The sequence below is a fragment of the Kocuria sp. CH-021 genome (genome assembly GCF_049716185.1).
Taxonomy (GTDB): domain Bacteria; phylum Actinomycetota; class Actinomycetes; order Actinomycetales; family Micrococcaceae; genus Kocuria; species Kocuria cellulosilytica.
On record NZ_JBNAFK010000027.1, the window covers coordinates 1 to 18,966 of the forward strand.

Below are 18,966 nucleotides of genomic sequence, written 5' to 3' on the forward strand. Positions count from 1 at the left end.
CGCGCCCGCGGTGGGGGCCGCCGCGGGCGCGCCCCCCCCGGGCGGCCCGGCCCTGCTGGTGCGCGGCGGCCCCCCGGGGGGAGACGACGGGCGCCCCCCCCCCCCCGCCCGCCGCCGGGGGGGCGGCGGGCCGGGGGGGGGGGGCGCCCGGGGGGGCCCGGGCGTCCCGCGCGGGGGCCCCCCGGCGAGCTTGCGCAGCTCCTCGGCCCACAGGACCGTGGAACCGATCGTCACGGCCACGAGCCACTGGGCGCCGGTCAGCGCGGCGGTGTCGAACACGCCCTGCAGCACCGGGACCTGCACCACCGCGGCCTGCAGGACCACGACCGCGACGAGGGCCACCCAGACGGCCCGGTTGGTGAACGTGCGCCGGCTGAACACGGTGCGGGTCTCCGAGCGGACGTTGAGCAGGTTGAAGACCTGGAAGAAGACGAAGGTCGTGAACGCCAGGGCCGTGGCCGCGGCCGCGGAGATGCCGGGGAACCACGTGTCGACCAGCAGCAGCACGGACAGGGTGCCCGCGGTCATCACGGTCGCGGCCAGGAGGATGCGCGCCACCCGTCCCCGGTTCAGCAGGGCCTCCCCGGGCGGGCGCGGGGGCCGGCGCATCACCTCGGGATCAGCGGGGTCCACCCCCAGGGCCAGGGCGGGGGGACCGTCCATGATGATGTTCACCCACAGGATCTGCAGGGCCGTGAACGGCGCCCCGCCGGCGAGCCCGGTCACCCCGCAGATCAGGAAGATCATGACGAACCCCCAGGTCGTGGAGAGCTGGAAGCGCACGAACTTGAGGATGTTGTCGTAGATGCCGCGTCCGCCCTCGACAGCGGCCACGATGGTGGCGAAGTTGTCGTCGGTGAGGATCATCCGGGCGGCGCCCTTGGCCACGTCGGTGCCGGTGACGCCCATGGCGATGCCGATGTCGGCCTGCTTCAGGGCCGGGGCGTCGTTGACCCCGTCGCCGGTCATCGCCACCACCTGACCGCTCCGCTGCAGGGCCTTCACGAAGCGGATCTTGTGCTCGGGGGCGACCCGGGCCAGCACCCCGTAGCCGGACGCGCGGTCGGCCAGCTCGGAGTCGTCCATCGCGTCGAGGTCCGCTCCGGAGACGGCCCGTGCCGGGATCCCGAGGGACCGGGCGATGGCCGAGGCGGTGCGGAGGTGGTCGCCGGTGATCATGTGCACGGCGATGCCCGCACCGTGGGCCGCGGCGATGGCGTCGGCGGCCTCCGGCCGCGGCGGGTCCATGATGCCCACGAGACCGTACAGGGTCAGGCCCGCCACGAGGCCCCGCAGCTGCGCCCCGTCGTCGGGCAGCGGACCCGCGCCCGGTCCGACGGTGTCCAGGCGGCCGCCGGCGATCAGCAGGGTGCGCAGCCCCTGCCCGGCCAGCTCGTCGACGCCGGCCAGAATGCGGGCGGGGTCCTCGGCTGTGAGGGGCCGGGGGCCGTCGGCGGTGAGCACGGAGTCGGCCAGCTCCAGCAGCACGCCCGGAGCGCCCTTGACGAACATCTGGTACCCGGCGGCCGCGGTGGTCCCGGGGACGGCGGTCCGCTCGTGGAAGGTGGCGTGGAACTTGTAGGCGGAGTCGAAGGGCACCTCCGCCACGCGCGGGTGCTCCTGGCGTGCCCCCTCCACGTCCACGCCGCCCTTGCGGGCCAGCACGGCCAGCGCGCCCTCCGTGGGATCGCCCATCGCCTGCCCGTCGCGCACGGTGGCGTTGTTGCACAGCGCCATGGCGAGGTAGATCTCGGACGAGGGCCGGGCCCGGACGTCGTCGGGACCGACGATGCGCCCCTCCGTGGAGTAGCCCTCACCGGTGACGCGGTACGCGGAGCCGTCCAGGACCAGCCTCCGCACCGTCATCTCGTTGAGGGTGAGGGTCCCGGTCTTGTCCGTGGCGATGTGCGTGGTGGAGCCGAGGGTCTCCACCGCCGACAGCTGCTTGACGATCACCCCGCGCCGGGCCAGCCGGTGGGCGCCCATCGCGAGGGTGAAGGCGACGACCGCGGGAAGCCCCTCGGGCATGGTGGCCACGGCCAGGGACACGGCCGTCAGCATGAGCTCCGTCCAGGGCTGCCCGCGGACCAGGCCGAGGACGACGACGACGCCGACGACCACGAAGGCGACAAGCGTCAGCAGCCGGGCCAGCCGGTCGATCCGGCGCTGCAGCGGGGTCCGGGCCTCGCCGGCGGTCTCGAGCATCCCGGCGATCGATCCCATCTGCGTGGTCGTGCCGGTGCCGGTGACCACGGCGACGCCGCGCCCGCGGGTGACCTCGGTGCCCATGAAGACCAGGTTGGACCGGTCTCCGAGCGGCACGTCCGGATCAGGGACCACGGCGGGGTTCTTGTCCACCGGCTGGGACTCTCCGGTCAGAGCCGCCTCGGCGACCTGCAGCTGGGCCGCCTCGAGCACCCGGGCGTCGGCGGGGACCAGGTCCCCGGCCTCCAGCAGCACGATGTCCCCGGGCACCAGCTCGGCCTGGTCCACCTCCACCTCGTGCCCGTCCCGGCGCACCCGCGCGGTGACCACGGACATCGTGCGCAGAGCCGCCAGGGAGGACTCGGCCCGCGCCTGCTGGACGTAGTTGAGCACCGTGTTGAAGGCGACCACGAGCAGGATCACCACCGGCGTCTTCCACTCCTGGGACACCAGCGCGGAGACGAGCGCCGCGACCAGCAGCACGATGGTCATCCGGTCCGAGAGGAGGCCCAGGACCTTGCGCCAGACCGGCACCCCGGCGGCCTCGGCCAGCACGTTGGGGCCGTGCCGCCGGGCTCGCTCGGCGACGTGCTCGTTCGACAGTCCCTGCGCCGGGTCGACGTCGAGATGTGCCGTGACGGCCGCTGCGGGACGGGTGTGCCAGGAAGAACTCACGGAGGCCTCGATCGCTCGACAGTGCCCCCAGACTAGCGCCGGCGACCGGGCGCCCGAGCCGTCCTCCTCCGGGGCCCGGGCCGCGAGGACCCGCCGGTGCGGGGTGTCAGGGGAGGCCGCCGACGCGGCGCCGGGCGACGATGCCGGAGCCGATCACGGCCAGCACGCCCGCTCCGGCCACGGCGTAGCCCGGAGCGCCGGACGCGGCGGCGGGCGCGCCCTCGGCGACGGACCCGCCGACGGACACCATGTCGGACTCGGCGACGGACACGGCGTCGGACCCAGTGACGGACACCGCACCGGGGCCGGTCCCGTCGGCCGCCGCGGGGGAGGCGGTCATGCCCAGGACGCCCAGGACGAGGGCCGGGACGGCGAAGCGGGGGAGCACGGTCATGGGTCGTCCTTCGAGGGGTGACGGGGATCACGCATGCCGTTGCCGACGGTACAGGAGGCCGGCGGCCGGTTCCACCGTCCTCCGACGCCGGCGAGTCCCCGAACCGCCCCGCCGGGACCACCGCGCCACCGGATGTCGCCCGGACGTGGGAAGCTGGGACCCACCCCACCCCAGCACGCGGCCCGGACCGGCCGCCACACAGGAGGACGCGGCCATGACCCCACCGAGGCGCCCCGCACCCACCGCCGGACCCACCTGGCGCGACGTCGAGCCCACCCCGCTCATCCTGCTCACCGGCCCCGAGGACTACCTCGCCGCCCGCGCCCGCGACCGGGTCCGCACCGTCCTCAAGGAACAGCGCGGACCCGTCGAGCTCTCCACCGTCGACGCCGCCGCCTACGCCCCCGGGCAGCTCGCCGCGCTCGCCAGCCCCTCCCTGTTCGACGACGCCAAGCTCATCCACGTCAGCAACCTCGCGGCCATGAACGACGACTGCCTCGCCGACGGCCTCGCCTACGTCCAGGCACCCGACCCGGACGTCGTCGTGCTGTGGGAGCACAGCGGCGGCAACCGCGGCAAGAAGCTCCTCGACGCCCTCAAGGCCGCCGGCGCCGCCGTCGTGGAGTGCAAGCCCCTCAAGAACGACCGCGACAAGACCGACTTCATCGTCACCGAGTTCCGCACCCACCGGCGCCGCATCGACCCGGACGCCGCCCGTGCCCTGGCCGCGGCCGTGGGCAGCAGCACGGCGGAGCTGGCCGCCGCGTGCGCCCAGCTGCTCTCCGACGGGCCCGAGAGCATCAGCTTCGACGACGTCGAGAAGTACTACGGCGGGCGCGTGGAGGCCACCGCGTTCAAGGTCGCGGACGCCGCCCTCGCCGGACGCGCCGAGAGCGCCCTCAAGCTGTGGCGCCAGGCTCTCGACACCGGGGTGGACCCCGTTCCGATGGTCGGGGCGCTGGCGGCCAAGCTGCGCACGATCGCCCAGGTGCACGGGACCCGCGGCGGCGCGGGACAGCTCGCCCAGCGCATCGGGGCGGCCCCGTGGCAGGTGGAGCGGGCGCAGGAGGAGTCCCGGCGCTTCTCCGAGGAGGACCTCGTGCGGGCGCTGCGGGCGCTGGCCGAGGCCGACGCGCAGGTCAAGGGCGAGGGCCGGGACCCGGCCTACGCGGTGGAGCGGGCCATCACGACGATCGCCCTGTCCGGGCGGCGCTGAGCCGCGGAGCGCGCACGACGGAGGCCCCGTCCCTGAGCGGGACGGGGCCTCCGTGCGGACCGCCGGCGCGGCGGTCGCGGCTCGCGGGGAACCGGGATCAGATCTTGGCGACCAGCTTGGCCAGACCGGACTTCTTGTTGGCCGCGTTGTTCTTGTGCAGGACGCCCTTGCTGACGGCCTTGTCGAGCTTGCGGGAGACGACGCGCAGGGCGTCCTGGGCGGTCTCCTTGTCGGAGGCGCCGACGGCCTCGTCGACGCGGCGGACCAGCGTCTTCAGCTCGGACTTGTACGCGTTGTTGCGCAGACGCGCCTTCTCGTTGGTGAGGTTGCGCTTCTTCTGGGACTTGATGTTGGCCACGTATAACTCCTTGGCGATGGGTGCGGAATTCGGTCAGTGAGGGCAAACAGGACCGTCATGTGACTGAGTGGGAGTGGGGACGCCCGTGTGGCGACCGCCCTGCAGTGCCCGACGACCAGCGCGGACACACAGCAGAAAAGTCTAGCAGACGGCGCCCCGCCGCCGGGCGGCGGCGACACGCGGCACTCCGCGGAACGGCGCGCTCAGCCGCGCAGGCGGTGCAGCCGTCCGGCCACCCGGTCGAAGAGGTGCTCGGGCAGGACCGCGCCCTCCCGCCGGACGTCCGCGGGCAGCACCTGGACCACGCGGTCGAGCTTGACCTCGGACGGCCGGCCCCGGGGGTCCCACGGGCCCGTCCCCACGTCCACGTAGGCGGGGTCCTGCTCCAGCCCGTTGTTGCGGTCCCGGGAGGTGAGCATCAGGCACAGCAGGTGGTCCCCGGCCCGGTCCACGACGAGCACCGGGCGGTCCTTGCCGCGGCGGTGGTCCTCCTCGAAGGGCACCCAGGTCCACACGATCTCCCCGGGATCGGCCTCGCCGTCGGACAGCGGGCGGTAGACGGGCCGGACGGGGCCGGTCCAGTCCCCGGGGTAGGGGCGGGAGAGCCCCTCGGTGCGGGCCTCGCCAGCCCGGGACGGCACGGTGGGCCGCGGCGAGGTGGAGGCGGCGCGCCCGCCGGGCCGGCGGCGCTCCGGACCGCGACCGCCGGAGCGCCGGTAGGCGTCCACAGCGCGGGCGGCGAGCCGGGCCAGGGTGCCGAGGTTCAGCTTCATGCGCCCACTCTAGCCAGCGGGCGCCCGGCGTCGTCGGGCTCCCACGGGGCGAAATGGCTCTCCATGACCGAACGTGGGAAACTGGACAGTTGAATCCCCGGCGCGATCCACCCGCCGGTAGCCCCAGGACCTGCCGGAAGCGACGATCTCCCGGAGAAAGGACCGCCCGTGTCACCGCTGGCCGTCAATGCCCCGGTTCCCGCCTCGACCGACCCGTCGATCCTCCGCAACTTCTGCATCATCGCCCACATCGACCACGGGAAGTCCACGCTCGCGGACCGGATGCTGCAGGCCACCGGCGTGGTGACGCCCCGGGAGATGAAGGCCCAGTACCTGGACCGGATGGACATCGAGCGCGAGCGCGGGATCACCATCAAGTCCCAGGCCGTGCGGATGCCGTGGAACGTGGCGGGCACGGACTACGCCCTGAACATGATCGACACCCCGGGCCACGTGGACTTCACCTATGAGGTCTCCCGGTCCCTGGCCGCGTGCGAGGGGGCCCTGCTGCTGGTGGACGCCGCCCAGGGCATCGAGGCGCAGACCCTGGCCAACCTCTACCTGGCCATGGAGAACGACCTCACGATCATCCCGGTGCTGAACAAGATCGACCTGCCCGCGGCCCAGCCGGAGAAGTACGCCCAGGAGCTGGGCAACCTCATCGGCGTGGACCCGGACGACGTGCTGCGGGTCTCGGGGAAGACCGGCGAGGGCGTGGAGGCGCTGCTGGACCGGATCGTCCGGGAGGTCCCGCCCCCGGAGGGCCGGGCCGACGCGCCGTCGCGGGCCATGATCTTCGACTCCGTCTACGACACCTACCGCGGCGTGGTCACCTACATCCGCGTGGTCGACGGCAAGCTGACCCCGCGCGAGCGGATCCGGATGATGTCCACCGGCGCCCAGCACGAGCTGCTGGAGATCGGCGTCATCTCGCCCGAGCCGAAGCCCACCGAGGGGCTCGGCGTGGGCGAGGTGGGCTATCTCATCACCGGGGTCAAGGACGTCCGCCAGTCCCGGGTGGGCGACACCGTGACCAACCACCAGCGGCCGGCGGCCGAGAACCTGGGCGGCTACGAGGACCCCAAGCCGATGGTCTTCTCCGGGCTCTTCCCCATCGACGGCTCCGACTACCCGGTGCTGCGCGACGCCCTCGACAAGCTCCAGCTCAACGACGCCGCCCTGGTCTACGAGCCCGAGAACTCCGCGGCGCTGGGCTTCGGGTTCCGCTGCGGGTTCCTGGGCCTGCTCCACCTGGAGATCACCCGGGACCGACTGGAGCGGGAGTTCGACCTCGACCTGATCTCCACGGCGCCCTCCGTGAGCTACAACGTCACCCTCGAGGACCGCTCCGAGCGCGTGGTCACGAACCCGTCCGAGTTCCCCGAGGGGAAGATCGCCGAGATCCGCGAGCCCATGGTCGCCGCGACGGTGCTGGCGCCCTCCGAGTTCATCGGCGCGATCATGGAGCTGTGCCAGTCCAAGCGCGGCCAGCTCAAGGGCATGGACTACCTCTCCGAGGACCGGGTGGAGCTGCGCTACCGGCTGCCCCTCGCCGAGATCGTCTTCGACTTCTTCGACCAGCTGAAGTCGCGCACCAAGGGCTACGCGTCCCTGGACTGGAAGGCCGAGGGCGAGGAGGCCGCCGACCTCGTCAAGGTGGACATCCTCCTGCAGGGCGAGCCGGTGGACGCCTTCAGCGCCATCACCCACCGGGACAAGGCGTACGCCTACGGGGTGATGATGACCGGCAAGCTGCGCGAGCTCATCCCGCGCCAGCAGTTCGAGGTCCCCATCCAGGCGGCCATCGGCTCCCGGGTGATCGCCCGCGAGAACATCCGCGCGATCCGCAAGGACGTGCTCTCCAAGTGCTACGGCGGCGACATCTCGCGCAAGCGCAAGCTGCTCGAGAAGCAGAAGGAGGGCAAGAAGCGGATGAAGATGGTGGGCCGTGTGGAGGTCCCCCAGGAGGCGTTCGTCGCGGCGCTGTCCTCCGACGAGGCCGGGGCGAAGGACAAGAAGAAGTAGTGGCCCCCGCACAGCCGGAGGGCCTGCCCGGCCCGCTCGACGGTCTGCTGCCGGCCTCCGCCGCGGAGGGCTCCGCCGAGCGCACGCTCAGCCTCTACGTGCACGTGCCGTTCTGCGCGGTCCGGTGCGGGTACTGCGACTTCAACACCTACACGGCCGTGGAGCTCGGCGCCGGGGTGTCCCAGGACGCCTACGCCGGCGACGCCGCGGCGGAGGTCCGCTGGGCGCGCCGGGTGCTGGCGGACTCCGGGGCCGCCCCCCGCCCGCTGCACAGCGTGTTCTTCGGCGGCGGGACCCCCACGCTGCTGCCCGCCGAGGACCTCGCGGCGGTCCTGGCGCAGGCCCGGGAGAGCTTCGGGCTCGCCGAGGGCGCGGAGGTGACCACCGAGGCCAACCCGGACTCCGTGACGCCGGAGTCCCTCGCGGTGCTCGCGGCGGCCGGGGTGACCCGGGTGTCCTTCGGGATGCAGTCGGCCGTTCCCCACGTGCTCGCCGTCCTGGACCGCACGCACGACCCGGAGAACGTGCCCCGCGCCGTCCGCTGGGCACGCGAGGCGGGCCTGGGCGTCAGCGTGGACCTCATCTACGGCACCCCCGGGGAGTCCCTGGCCGACTGGGAGCACTCGGTGCGCACGGCGGTGGGCTATGAGCCGGACCACGTCTCCGCGTACTCGCTGATCATCGAGGACGGCACGAAGCTCGCGGCGCGGATGCGGCGCGGGGAGGTCCCGCCCATCGACGAGGACGACCAGGCCGACAAGTACGAGCTCGCGGACCGGATCCTCGGGGACGCCGGCTTCGAGTGGTACGAGGTGAGCAACTGGGCCCGCCCCGCCGGCGGCGCGGACCCCGGGGCCCACCGCAGCCGGCACAACCTCGCGTACTGGCGCAACCAGGACTGGTGGGGCATCGGCCCCGGTGCGCACTCGCACGTGGGCGGGACGCGCTGGTGGAACCTCAAGCACCCCGTGCCCTACACCAACCGGGTGCGCGCGCGGCAGTCGCCCGCGGCCGGGCGCGAGATCCTCGACGCCGGGACCCGGCACCTCGAGCGCGTGATGCTGGAGGCCCGGATCCGCGACGGTCTGCCCACGGCCGCCCTGACCGGGAGCGGGCGCGGCGCGGTCGCCGGGCTGATCGCCGACGGTCTCGTGGAGCCCGCGGCGGCGCTGCGCGGCTCGGTGGTGCTGACCCTGCGGGGCCGGCTCCTGGGCGACGCCGTGGTGCGGCGGCTGCTCGCCTGAGCGGCGCGGCTCCCTTTCGCCGCCGGAGAGGGCGGACCCGGCGCGGGACGTCCCCGCGTGCGAGAAGCGGCGTCAGCCGCGCTCGGCGCGCTCCCGGGACCGTTCGCGCAGCTTCTCGACGAGCCGGTCGTAGAGCCGGGTGTTGAAGCGGTACTGGTGCGGCTCGCCCTGGTTGACGCGGACCCCACCGATCAAGGACCCGACGGCCAGCAGCAGCCACGCGGCGGCGGCGGCGAGCGCGAAGAACCAGCCGATGAACGGCACCGGGGCCAGCAGGATGCCCGCCACCACCACGAGGGTCGGCAGCAGGGTGAAGTTCATGGCCTCCATGGACTCCTGCTCGGTGAACGGCCCCCGGCCGCGGAAGACGCGGTGGAGCAGGAACGAGGGGAGGAAGCCGATGACGCCGCCGAAGTGCGCCAGGGTCGCCCACTGGTGGTCCTCGGTGACGGTCAGTGGCTGGGCCACGGGGGAGAGGCCCTCGAACGGGGCCCCGGCGTTCTCGCGGCTCGATCGGGGGTCGGTCTGCACGGGCACGGAAGTCCTTCGGCGGTGGGACCGCGGCGGAACCGCGGCCGGTGGGTGGGACTCCACCATCCTACCGACCGGTCCGGACGGCGGCGGATCGCGGCCTCGCACGTGTGCCTTTGTGACGTCACGACCGGCTCGTCCCGGCCGCCGGAGGGTGCGGGGGCGCGCCGGATCACGCCTCGGATCAGGCCGCGGGCGCGGTGAGGAAGTCGATCAGCTCCTCGACGCGGCCCAGCAGGGACGGCTCCAGGTCGGCGTAGCTGTCCACGCGGGCGAGGATGTGCTGCCAGGCCCGTCCCAGGTCCCCGGGGGTCCGGTGCGGCCAGCCGAGGGCGGCGGCGGCGCCGGTCTTCCAGTCGGTGCCGCGGGGCACCACGGGCCAGGCGTCGACGCCGAGCGCGCGCGGCTTGACCGCCTGCCAGATGTCGACGTACGGGTGGCCCAGCACCAGGACGTTGCCCGGGGCGCCGGGCAGGCGCATGGTCTCGGCCGCGATCCGGGACTCCTTGGAGCCCGTCACGAGGTGGTCCACGAGGATCCCGAGCCGCCGCCCGGGGCCGGGCCCGAACTCCCGCACGGCGGCGGGCAGGTCGTCGATGCCGTGCAGCGGCTCCACCACGATGCCCTCGACGGCCAGGTCGTGGCCCCACACCTTCGCCACCAGCTCGGCGTCGTGGTAGCCCTCGACCCACACCCGGGAGGCCTTCGCGGTGCTCGCGCGCAGCCCCTCGACGGCCACGGACCCCGACCGCGTGCGGGCGGGCGTCCTCGCCGCCGGGGTCCGGCGGGGCTCGACGACGACCACGGGCTCGCCCTCGAGCAGGAACCCCGGTCCCAGCGGGAACGCCTTGACCCGGCCCCGGCGGTCCTCCAGCCCCATCACGCGCATGCCGCCGATGGTCTCCAGGGACACGACGGCGCCGACCCAGCCGGTCGTCACGTCCTCCAGGAGCAGCCCCGGCGCCACCGGAACCTCCGCGGACGCGGGCCGGCGGCGGGCGAGGGCGTCGTCGTCGAGGCTGCGCGGCCCCCAGCCGTGGTCGCTCATGGTCGTCCTCCCGGGTCGCGGTGCCGCGCGTCCGGCGCGGATCAGCCGGAAGCGTACCAAACCGGGGGCGGCGGCCCGGTGGTCGGACACGGGGGCTACACTGGACGGCGTTAGCACTGTGGCCACCCGAGTGCCAGGGCGGCCGGAGCACGAGCACGGACCGGGGAGGAGCGGCGTGAACCATCCGAGACGACTGCAGATCCTGCAGGCCATCGTGGAGGACTACGTGCACTTCCGCGAGCCCGTGGGCTCCAAGGCGCTCGTGGACCGGCACCGGCTCGGCGTCTCCTCGGCCACCGTGCGCAACGACATGGCCGCGCTCGAGGAGGAGGGTCTGATCACGGCCCCCCACACGAGCTCCGGCCGGATCCCCACCGACAAGGGCTACCGCACGTTCGTGGACCAGATCGCGGCCGTCAAGCCGCTGTCCGGGCCGGAGCGGCGGGCCATCCAGCGCCTGCTCGACGACGCCGCGGACATCGACGACGTCATGGAGCGCACCGTGCGGCTGCTCGCCCAGCTGACCCAGCAGGTCGCGGTCGTGCAGTACCCGCACGCCTCCGGCGTGACCGTGCGCCACGTCGAGGTCGTGGACCTCGGGGCCGGGCGGGTGCTCGTGGTGCTCATCCCGACCAACGGCCGGGTGGCCCAGCGCGTGGCCGTGCTGCGGGCGCCCCTCGAGGAGTCCCAGCTGCTCGAGCTGCGCGCCCGGGTGCTGGCCGCCGTGGTGGGGCGCTCCCTGACCGCGGTGCCGGACGCCCTCGCGGTGATGGCCGCGGGCACCGCCCCGCCGCTCCAGCCGGCCGCCGCGGCGGTGGGGGAGGCCGTGGCCGCCCTCGCGGCGGGCGGTGCCGAGCACCGCATGGTCATGGCCGGCACCGCCAACCTCGCCCGTGCCACGGGGGACTTCCACCTGAGCATCGGCCCGGTCCTCGAGGCCCTCGAGGAGCAGGTGGTGATGCTCCGGCTGCTCTCGGAGATGGAGCAGGACGCCCGCGGGGTCGCCGTGCGGATCGGCACGGAGAACGCCGAGGGCCCCCTGTCCGAGGCCGCCGTCGTCGCCACCGGCTACGGGCCGCAGTCGAAGGTGGGGGTCGTCGGTCCCATGCGCATGGACTACCCGTCCACGATGGCCGCCGTGCGCGCCGTCGCCCGCTACCTCTCCCGTATCCTCGGGGGCTGAGCCCCCGCGGGCCCCGCTCCCGGGGCCCTCCAGCGAAACCCACCACAGACCTCTCGACAGAACGGACCACGGTGAGCGATCACTACGAGACCCTGGGCGTGTCCCGGGACGCCAGCCAGGAAGAGATCAAGAAGGCCTACCGCAAGAAGGCCCGCCGGCTGCACCCCGACGTCAACCCCGGCCCCGAGGCCGCCGAGGACTTCAAGCGCCTCTCCCACGCCAACGACGTCCTCTCCGACCCCGAGAAGCGGAGGGTCTACGACGCGACCGGCAACGAGAACGGCACCGACACCGGTTTCGGCGGGGGCTTCCCCGGCTCGGGCTTCGGCTTCGCCGACATCTTCGACACCTTCTTCCAGGGCGCCGGGGGCGCCGGCTCCGGCCGGCGCGGCCCCGCGTCCCGCACCCGCCAGGGCCAGGACGCGCTGATCAACGTCCGCGTCTCCCTCCGGGACGCGGTCTTCGGCACGGAGAAGAAGATCACCGTGGACACCGCCGTGGTCTGCCCCACGTGCAACGGCAGCTGCTGCCAGGCGGGCACCCAGCCCGAGACCTGTGAGGTCTGCCACGGCTCCGGCCAGGTCCAGCGCCAGGTCCAGTCCATCCTGGGCACCGTGGTCACCGCCGCCCCGTGCGCCACCTGCCAGGGCTTCGGCACCGTCATCAAGCACCCCTGCCACGAGTGCTACGGCGAGGGCCGCGTGCGCGACCGCCGCCCGCTGACCGTCAAGATCCCCGCCGGCGTCTCGACCGGCAACCGGATCCGCCTCTCGGGACAGGGCGAGGCCGGCACCGCCGGCGGCCCCAACGGGGACCTCTACGTCGAGCTCAAGGTCGACCCGGACCCCACGTTCGAGCGCCAGGGCGACGACCTGCACGCCCGCGTCCGGGTGCCCATGACCTCCGCGGCCCTCGGCACCACGGTGACCCTCGAGACCTTCGACGGCGAGCGCGAGGTCCCCGTGTCCCCCGGCACGCAGACCGGCCACACCGTGACCCTGCACGAGCTCGGGGCCACCCGGCTGCGCGGCGGCGGGCGCGGCGAGCTGTTCGTCCACCTCGAGGTCGAGACGCCCACGGCGCTCGACGACGAGCAGCGCGAGCTGCTCGAGCAGCTGTCCCGGCTGCGCGGCGAGGACCAGTCGACCGGCACGACCCTGAACTCCCCGGCCGGCTCCGGCGGCTTCTTCTCCCGGCTCAAGGACAGGTTCTCCGACCTGTGAGCCTGCCGGTCTTCAAGGTCGAGCCGGGCCGGCTCACGGGCCTCGGCCCCGGAGCGGTGCTCGCGGTCACCGGCCCGGAGGCCCGGCACGCCGTCACCGTGCGCCGCCTCGCGCCCGGCGAGCCCCTCGAGCTCGTCGACGGCGCGGGGACCCGGGCCACCGGGGAGCTGCGCTCGGCCGACCGCGACAGCATGGAGGTCGTCGTCGTCTCGGTGACGACCGAGCCCGTCCGCACGCCCCGGCTCGTCCTCGCCCAGGCCCTCGCGAAGGGCGACCGGGACCTGCTGGCCGCGGAGACGGCCACCGAGCTGGGCGTGGACGCCGTGGTGCCGTGGCAGGCCGACCGCTCGATCGTGCGGTGGAAGAAGGAGCGCGCCGCCAAGAGCCACGAGAAGTGGGTCCACACCGTCGCGGCCGCCGCCAAGCAGTCCCGCCGGGCGGCCTGGCCGGAGGTGCTGCCGCTGTGCACCACCCGGGAGCTCGCCCGTCTGCTCGGCGAGCCGGGGACGCGGGGCCTCGTCCTGCACGAGGAGGCCGGCGAGTCCCTCGCCGAACTGACCGGCGCCCCGGGGGTGCCGTGGGCGGGCTCGGAGCGGATCGTCCTGGTGGTGGGGCCCGAAGGGGGCATCGCCCCGGCGGAGCTCGAGGCCCTGGCCGGCGCGGGAGCCCACGCGGTGCGGCTCGGCCACGAGGTGCTGCGCAGCTCGACCGCCGGACCCGCCGCGCTGGCGGTGCTCAGCGCCGCGCTCGGACGCTGGGCGTCCGGGCCCCGCTGAGCCCAGCCGGACCGGATCAGCCCGGGAGCACCGCCACGTCCTTGTCGTCGCGCACGGTGTCGCCCTCCGCGTTCCGGCCGACGACCGTCACGACGTAGTCGCCGGGCTCCAGCTCGACCTCCGTCCGGAACCCGGCGGTCCCGTCGGCGCGCGGGACGGCGGCGGCCGCGCCGCTCGAGACGCGCCGCCCGTCCTGCTCGGCCACGCTCCAGCGGCCGCTCCGGACACCGTCCAGCGCCCGGCCGGACACGGTCAGGGAGCCCTCGGCGCGGGCGTCCTGCCGTGGTTCGTCGAGCCAGATCGGCGCCTCGGCGCTCTCGTCGGGCCGGAGGGGGGCGTCGAGTCGCACGGCGCCGAAGACCTCCTCGTCGGGACGGCCGTCCACGAGCACCTTCACCTCGGCCTCGGAGCCCTCGGGCAGCAGGCCCGCCGTTCCCGCGGCGGCCGTGACCGTGTGCGCGAGCTGCTGGAGGGCGAGCCGGGCCTCGTTCCCGTCCAGGTCCGCGCGGAAGGCCTCCGACGGCATGTCCACCGTGATGGTCCCCTCGGGGGACGTCGAGGCGCCCACCCGGTCCACCGGGGACCACAGCGTCCGGTAGTCCGGGTCCCGCGGGGTCGCCCCGGTCATCAGCGCGGCCGCCGCGGCGATGGGGTCCACGGCCGCGGCGGCCTCGGAGGCGTCCCGGAACTCCCGGAACAGCCGCTCCTCGCCGGCCGCGCGGCCCACCCAGTAGACGGGCAGCTTCGTGGTGGCCACCCTGACCTCGGCGGTGCCCGACGCGGCGGGCGCCGCCGGAACGGTGCCCGACGCGGGGACCGCGCCGTCGAGGGAGCTGCCCGGACCGGTGGCGCACGCGCCGAGGACGAGGACGCCCGCCGCGGACAGCGCCAGCACGGGGAAGCGGGCGCGGGCGGACGGGCGCCGGGAACGGGCGGTGGTCATGGGGGGACGCGCACCTCGGCTTTCCGGGATCTTCTGCGGGATCTGCTGGGGGGCGGTGCCGGCACCGGGGGGGGGAGGTCGCACCCGTCCCCCTGCCGGAGGACCGCACCATTCCAGCACAGCGGCCGAGGGCGCCCCCAGCCGAGGAGCCCCTGCGGCCGTGACCGATACCAAATCGGAATGTGCGCCCCCGCGGCCTCCGGCGCCGGAGCCGCGCGGTACCCTGGAAGGAGGACGAGCGCCGTCCGCCGACCCATCCACGGCAACCCGATCGAGAGCGAGAGCACGGCCCGCGCGGCCGAACCCATGACTGAGACGCTGCCCGGCACCACGCACCCACTGACGGCCCGCACCGTCATCACCTTCCCCGACCGCGAGACGATGGTCCGCTGTCTCGGCTCCGGGGACGACACCCTGCGCCAGGTGGAGACCGCGTTCCCGGGCCTCGAGACCAGCCCCCGCGGACTCGAGCTCGGCATCGAGGGCCCGGGCGGGGCCGTGCAGATCGTCGCCACCCTGTTCGACGAGCTGAAGGTGCTGGCCGGGCGCGAGACCTCGATCACCCCCCAGGTCATCACCCAGCTGCTCGCGCTGATCGGCCGGGACCTCACCGCCCGGCCCAGCGGCGCCCTCACCCAGAACATCCTCTCGAGCCGCGGGCGCAAGATCCGCCCCAAGACGCTGCACCAGAAGGCCTACGTCGACGCCATCGACGAGCACACCGTGGTCTTCGGCATCGGCCCGGCCGGTACGGGCAAGACCTACCTGGCCATGGCCAAGGCGGTCCAGGCCCTGCAGGCCAAGGAGGTGTCCCGGATCATCCTCACCCGCCCGGCGGTGGAGGCGGGGGAGCGGCTCGGCTTCCTGCCCGGCACGCTCAGCGAGAAGATCGACCCGTACCTGCGCCCGCTCTACGACGCGCTGCACGACATGATGGACCCGGACTCGATCCCGCGGCTCATGGAGGCGGGCACCATCGAGGTGGCCCCGCTGGCGTACATGCGCGGCCGCACCCTCAACGACGCCTTCATCATCCTCGACGAGGCGCAGAACACCACGCCGGAGCAGATGAAGATGTTCCTCACCCGGCTCGGCTTCGGCTCCAAGATGGTCGTCACCGGGGACGTCACCCAGGTGGACCTGCCGGGGAGCACGTCCTCCGGGCTGCGCCAGGTCCAGCACGTGCTGGGCGGCGTCGAGGACGTCGCGTTCACGGAGATGACCGCGGAGGACGTGGTGCGCCACGAGCTGGTGAGCCGGATCGTCAGCGCCTACGACGCCTTCGACACGACCAACCGGCACCGCAACGAGCGGCGCCGCCGCAAGGACGAGACCCGTGCCGCTCGCGACGCCGCCCCGGCCGGGGACGGGGAGGAGGCCTGATGGCCGTCGAGTTCGACCTCCGGGCCGACCCGCAGGACGTCCCGGCGGCGGACCGCCCGGCCTGGTCCGCGGTCGACGTCGAGCTGCTGGGCCGGCTCGCGGACCACGTCCTGGAGCGGCTGCACGTGCACCCCGACGCGGAGCTGTCCATCGCGGTCGTCGACGAGGACGAGATGGCGCGCCTGCACGTCGAGTGGATGGACCTGCCCGGCCCCACCGACGTCCTGTCCTTCCCCATGGACGAGCTACGACCGGGCACCCCGGAGGAGCCCGCCGTGGGAACGCTGGGCGACATCGTGCTGTGCCCCCCGGTGGCCCTCCGGCAGGCCGAGGCCGCCGGGCACTCCGTCGCGGACGAGCTGTGCCTGCTCACCACCCACGGCATCCTGCACCTGCTGGGGCACGACCACGCCGAGCCGGAGGAGCGGCGGGTCATGTTCGCCCTCCAGCGGGACCTGCTCACGGACTTCCTCGGCCGGCCCGCGCCCGTCGAGACCATGGAGTAGCGCCCCATGATGACCACTGCCGTCCTGGTCGTCGCGGCGATCGTGTTCCTGGGCACGGCCTTCGTCCTCACGGCCGCCGAGACCGGCCTCACCTACCTGCCCCGCGCGGACGCCGAGGCCATCACCCGGGACGCCCCCGAGTCCTCGGCCGCCAGGATCCTGGCCACGCCGACCGCGCACCTGCAGGCCCTGCGCTTCTGGAGCGTGTGGTTCGAGACGGCCTCCGCCGTGGCGGTCGCCCTCGCGATGTTCGACGGTCTCGACGACGTCTGGCTGGCCGGGCTGCTGGCCACCGTGGTCATGGCGGCCGTCGGCTTCGTGCTCACCGGCGTCTCGCCCCGCCAGGTCGGCCGGAGCAACGCCGCGGGCACCGTGCGGGCCACCGCGGGTCTCGTGCGCGTGCTGCGCACGGTGCTCGGCCCGGTCCCCGGGATGCTCGTGCGCCTGGGCTCGTCGGTCGCCCGGGACCCGGAGCGCACCGCCCCCGGCTACCTGACCGAGGAGGAGCTGCTCGAGTTCGTCGACCGCTCCACGGGCCAGGCCCTCATCGAGGACAACGAGGCGGAGCTGCTGCACTCGGTCTTCGACCTCGACGACACCAACGTCCGGGCGGTCATGGTGCCCCGCACCGACATGGTCTCCGTCGACGACGACGACACCGTGGACAACGCCCTGAACCTGTTCTTCCGCTCCGGCTACTCCCGCATCCCGGTGATCGGCGAGAGCGCCGACGACGTCCTCGGCATCCTGTACCAGAAGGACCTCGCGGAGCGGGTCCACCGTTTCGGCACCGGCCTGCGTCTCGGGGGGCTCTCCGAGCTCGCCCGGGAGGTGCGCTACGTGCCCGAGTCGAAGAAGGTCAACGAGCTGCTGCGCGAGATGCAGCTCGAGTCCATCCACGTGGCCGTCGTGGTCGACGAGTACGGCGGCACGGCCGGGCTCGTGACCCTGGAGGACCTCATCGAGGAGCTGCTCGGGGAGATCGTCGACGAGTACGACCGGGAGAAGCCCGAGGTCGCCGAGCTCGGCGGCGGACGCTACCGCGTCTCCGCCCGGCTCGGCGTCGAGGACTTGGGCGACCTGTTCGGCGTCGACCTCGAGGACGACGAGGTCGACACGGCCGGCGGCCTGCTCGCCAAGTCCATCGGCCGGGTGCCCATCGTGGGCTCCCGCGCCACCGTCGAGGGCATCGTCCTCGAGGCCGTCACCCTGGAGGGCCGGCGCAACCGGGTGGGCCAGCTCGAGGTCCGCCGGGACCCCGACTGGGTCCCTCCGGGGTCCACGGCCGTGGAGCCCACCGCCCAGGAGTCCGAGGAGGAGTCCCACCACCATGTCTGAGCCCACACCCGCCGTTCCCGCCGGTGAGCCCGCAGCCGGGGAGCACACCCCGTTCCGCGCCGGGTTCGCCGTGCTGGTCGGCCGCCCCAACGCCGGGAAGTCCACGCTCACCAACGCCCTGGTCGGGCAGAAGGTCGCGATCACCTCGAGCCGGCCGCAGACCACGCGGCACACCATCCGGGGCATCGTGCACCGGCCCGAGGGCCAGCTCGTGCTCGTGGACACCCCGGGCCTGCACCGGCCGCGGACGCTGCTCGGCGAGCGGCTCAACGACCTCGTGGCCGACACCCTCGCCGAGGTCGACGTCATCGGCTTCTGCGTGCCCGCCGACGAGAAGATCGGCCCCGGGGACCGGTTCATCGCCCAGCAGCTCGCGGCCTCCGGGAACAAGCCGGTGGTGGCGATCGTGACCAAGACGGACACCGTCTCCCGCGCCGAGCTCACGGAGCAGCTGCTGGCGGTCACCGAGTTGGGCCGCACCGTCATGGAGGCCGAGCACCGGGTCCGCGCGGAGCGGGCCGAACGGGCCGCCCGCAAGCCCCGCCACCGCGCCGGAGCCGCGCACGCGCCCCGCCCGGACGCCGACGACCCGGGCTGGGCCGACGTCATCCCCGTCTCCGCCGTGGACGGGTTCCAGGTCGAGGCCCTCGCGGAGCTGCTCATCGGCAGGATGCCGGAGTCCCCGGCCCTGTACCCCGACGGCGAGCTGACCGACGAGCCCGAGATGACGATGGTCGCCGAGCTCGTCCGGGAGGCCGCGCTGGAGGGGGTGCGGGACGAGCTGCCGCACTCGCTCGCGGTCGTGGTCGAGGAGATGGTGCCCCGCGAGGACCGCCCCGCGGACCGCCCGCTGCTCGACGTGCGCGTCAACGTCTACGTCGAGCGGTCCTCGCAGAAGGCCATCATCATCGGCAAGGGCGGCGCGCGGCTGCGCGAGATCGGCACCCGCTCCCGCACCGCCATCGAGGCCCTGCTGGGCACGAAGGTCTACCTCGACCTGCACGTGAAGGTCGCCAAGGAGTGGCAGCGCGACCCCAAGCAGCTCTCCCGACTGGGCTTCTGAACCACGGCCGCGTCCCGGCCCCGCCGCGTCGCCCGCCCCCGGCCACGGGACGGGCGACTACCATGACACCCGGCGCCCCGGC

17 protein-coding genes are annotated in these 18,966 nt (G+C 74.0%); 10 read left to right on the top strand and 7 right to left on the bottom strand.

What is annotated here, in order from left to right:
• The coding region (locus tag ACPYN7_RS16240; protein ID WP_424348334.1) for a cation-translocating P-type ATPase at positions 1-2,880 on the bottom strand (2,880 nt) is incomplete at its 3' end.
• 106 nt (positions 2,881-2,986) lie between these two features.
• On the bottom strand, positions 2,987-3,274 hold the full coding sequence (locus ACPYN7_RS16245; RefSeq protein WP_424348335.1) for a hypothetical protein: 288 nt from the start codon (positions 3,272-3,274) through the stop codon (positions 2,987-2,989).
• 214 nt (positions 3,275-3,488) lie between these two features.
• On the opposite strand from ACPYN7_RS16245, the gene holA reads away from it, so the two are divergent.
• Entirely contained in the window at positions 3,489-4,490 is a 1,002-nt protein-coding gene (holA, locus tag ACPYN7_RS16250; protein WP_424348336.1) for a DNA polymerase III subunit delta, read from the top strand.
• A 97-nt stretch (positions 4,491-4,587) separates the two neighbouring features.
• Here holA and rpsT read toward each other — a convergent pair whose 3' ends face one another.
• A complete protein-coding gene (gene rpsT / locus ACPYN7_RS16255; protein WP_058873591.1) occupies positions 4,588-4,848 on the bottom strand; it encodes a 30S ribosomal protein S20 in 261 nt (86 codons plus the stop codon).
• 203 nt (positions 4,849-5,051) lie between these two features.
• Positions 5,052-5,621: a type II toxin-antitoxin system PemK/MazF family toxin gene (locus ACPYN7_RS16260; protein WP_424348337.1), complete on the bottom strand. Its 570-nt coding sequence runs from the start codon at positions 5,619-5,621 to the stop codon at positions 5,052-5,054.
• 168 nt (positions 5,622-5,789) lie between these two features.
• Between ACPYN7_RS16260 and lepA the strand changes: the two genes are divergently transcribed.
• Together lepA and hemW are read left to right on the top strand one after the other, a co-directional pair.
• Positions 5,790-7,646, top strand: a complete 1,857-nt coding sequence (gene lepA, locus ACPYN7_RS16265) for a translation elongation factor 4 (RefSeq protein ID WP_058873593.1) — start codon at positions 5,790-5,792, stop codon at positions 7,644-7,646.
• Positions 7,646-8,890 (top strand): radical SAM family heme chaperone HemW, encoded by a 1,245-nt coding sequence (hemW, locus tag ACPYN7_RS16270; protein ID WP_058873594.1) that lies wholly within the window; start codon positions 7,646-7,648, stop codon positions 8,888-8,890. Before lepA ends, hemW begins: the two co-directional genes overlap by 1 nt.
• A 72-nt stretch (positions 8,891-8,962) precedes the next feature.
• On the opposite strand, the gene ACPYN7_RS16275 is transcribed toward hemW, so the two are convergent.
• Together ACPYN7_RS16275 and ACPYN7_RS16280 are read right to left on the bottom strand one after the other, a co-directional pair.
• Positions 8,963-9,427, bottom strand: coding sequence for a DUF4870 domain-containing protein (locus tag ACPYN7_RS16275; protein WP_058873595.1), 465 nt, complete (start codon positions 9,425-9,427; stop codon positions 8,963-8,965).
• Positions 9,428-9,605: 178 nt separating this feature from the next.
• Positions 9,606-10,469, bottom strand: a complete 864-nt coding sequence (locus ACPYN7_RS16280; protein WP_424348338.1) for a DUF3097 domain-containing protein — start codon at positions 10,467-10,469, stop codon at positions 9,606-9,608.
• A 175-nt stretch (positions 10,470-10,644) separates the two neighbouring features.
• Here ACPYN7_RS16280 and hrcA point away from each other — a divergent pair, with 175 nt between their 5' ends.
• The 3 genes from hrcA to ACPYN7_RS16295 all read left to right on the top strand — a co-directional run bounded on the left by hrcA (position 10,645) and on the right by ACPYN7_RS16295 (position 13,651).
• Positions 10,645-11,652 (top strand): heat-inducible transcriptional repressor HrcA, encoded by a 1,008-nt coding sequence (gene hrcA / locus ACPYN7_RS16285; RefSeq protein ID WP_424348339.1) that lies wholly within the window; start codon positions 10,645-10,647, stop codon positions 11,650-11,652.
• Positions 11,653-11,723: 71 nt separating this feature from the next.
• Positions 11,724-12,875 carry a molecular chaperone DnaJ gene (dnaJ, locus tag ACPYN7_RS16290; RefSeq protein WP_424348340.1) on the top strand — a complete coding sequence of 384 codons (1,152 nt, stop codon included), beginning with the start codon at positions 11,724-11,726 and terminating at the stop codon, positions 12,873-12,875.
• Positions 12,872-13,651 (top strand): 16S rRNA (uracil(1498)-N(3))-methyltransferase, encoded by a 780-nt coding sequence (locus ACPYN7_RS16295; RefSeq protein ID WP_424348341.1) that lies wholly within the window; start codon positions 12,872-12,874, stop codon positions 13,649-13,651. Before dnaJ ends, ACPYN7_RS16295 begins: the two co-directional genes overlap by 4 nt.
• Before the next feature lie 16 nt (positions 13,652-13,667).
• On the opposite strand, the gene ACPYN7_RS16300 is transcribed toward ACPYN7_RS16295, so the two are convergent.
• Positions 13,668-14,594, bottom strand: a complete 927-nt coding sequence (locus ACPYN7_RS16300; protein ID WP_058873600.1) for a GerMN domain-containing protein — start codon at positions 14,592-14,594, stop codon at positions 13,668-13,670.
• 306 nt (positions 14,595-14,900) lie between these two features.
• Here ACPYN7_RS16300 and ACPYN7_RS16305 point away from each other — a divergent pair, with 306 nt between their 5' ends.
• From ACPYN7_RS16305 to ACPYN7_RS16320, 4 genes are read left to right on the top strand one after another with little or no spacing between them, the layout of a single operon-like run.
• Complete coding sequence (locus ACPYN7_RS16305; protein WP_058873601.1) at positions 14,901-15,977, top strand: PhoH family protein; 1,077 nt, start codon at positions 14,901-14,903, stop codon at positions 15,975-15,977.
• Positions 15,977-16,483, top strand: coding sequence for an rRNA maturation RNase YbeY (ybeY, locus tag ACPYN7_RS16310; protein ID WP_058873602.1), 507 nt, complete (start codon positions 15,977-15,979; stop codon positions 16,481-16,483). The genes ACPYN7_RS16305 and ybeY overlap by 1 nt, the downstream gene beginning before the upstream one ends.
• A 9-nt stretch (positions 16,484-16,492) precedes the next feature.
• On the top strand, positions 16,493-17,821 hold the full coding sequence (locus ACPYN7_RS16315) for a hemolysin family protein (RefSeq protein ID WP_424348356.1): 1,329 nt from the start codon (positions 16,493-16,495) through the stop codon (positions 17,819-17,821).
• On the top strand, positions 17,814-18,884 hold the full coding sequence (locus tag ACPYN7_RS16320) for a GTPase Era (RefSeq protein ID WP_058873604.1): 1,071 nt from the start codon (positions 17,814-17,816) through the stop codon (positions 18,882-18,884). Before ACPYN7_RS16315 ends, ACPYN7_RS16320 begins: the two co-directional genes overlap by 8 nt.
• Positions 18,885-18,966 lie beyond the last annotated feature (82 nt).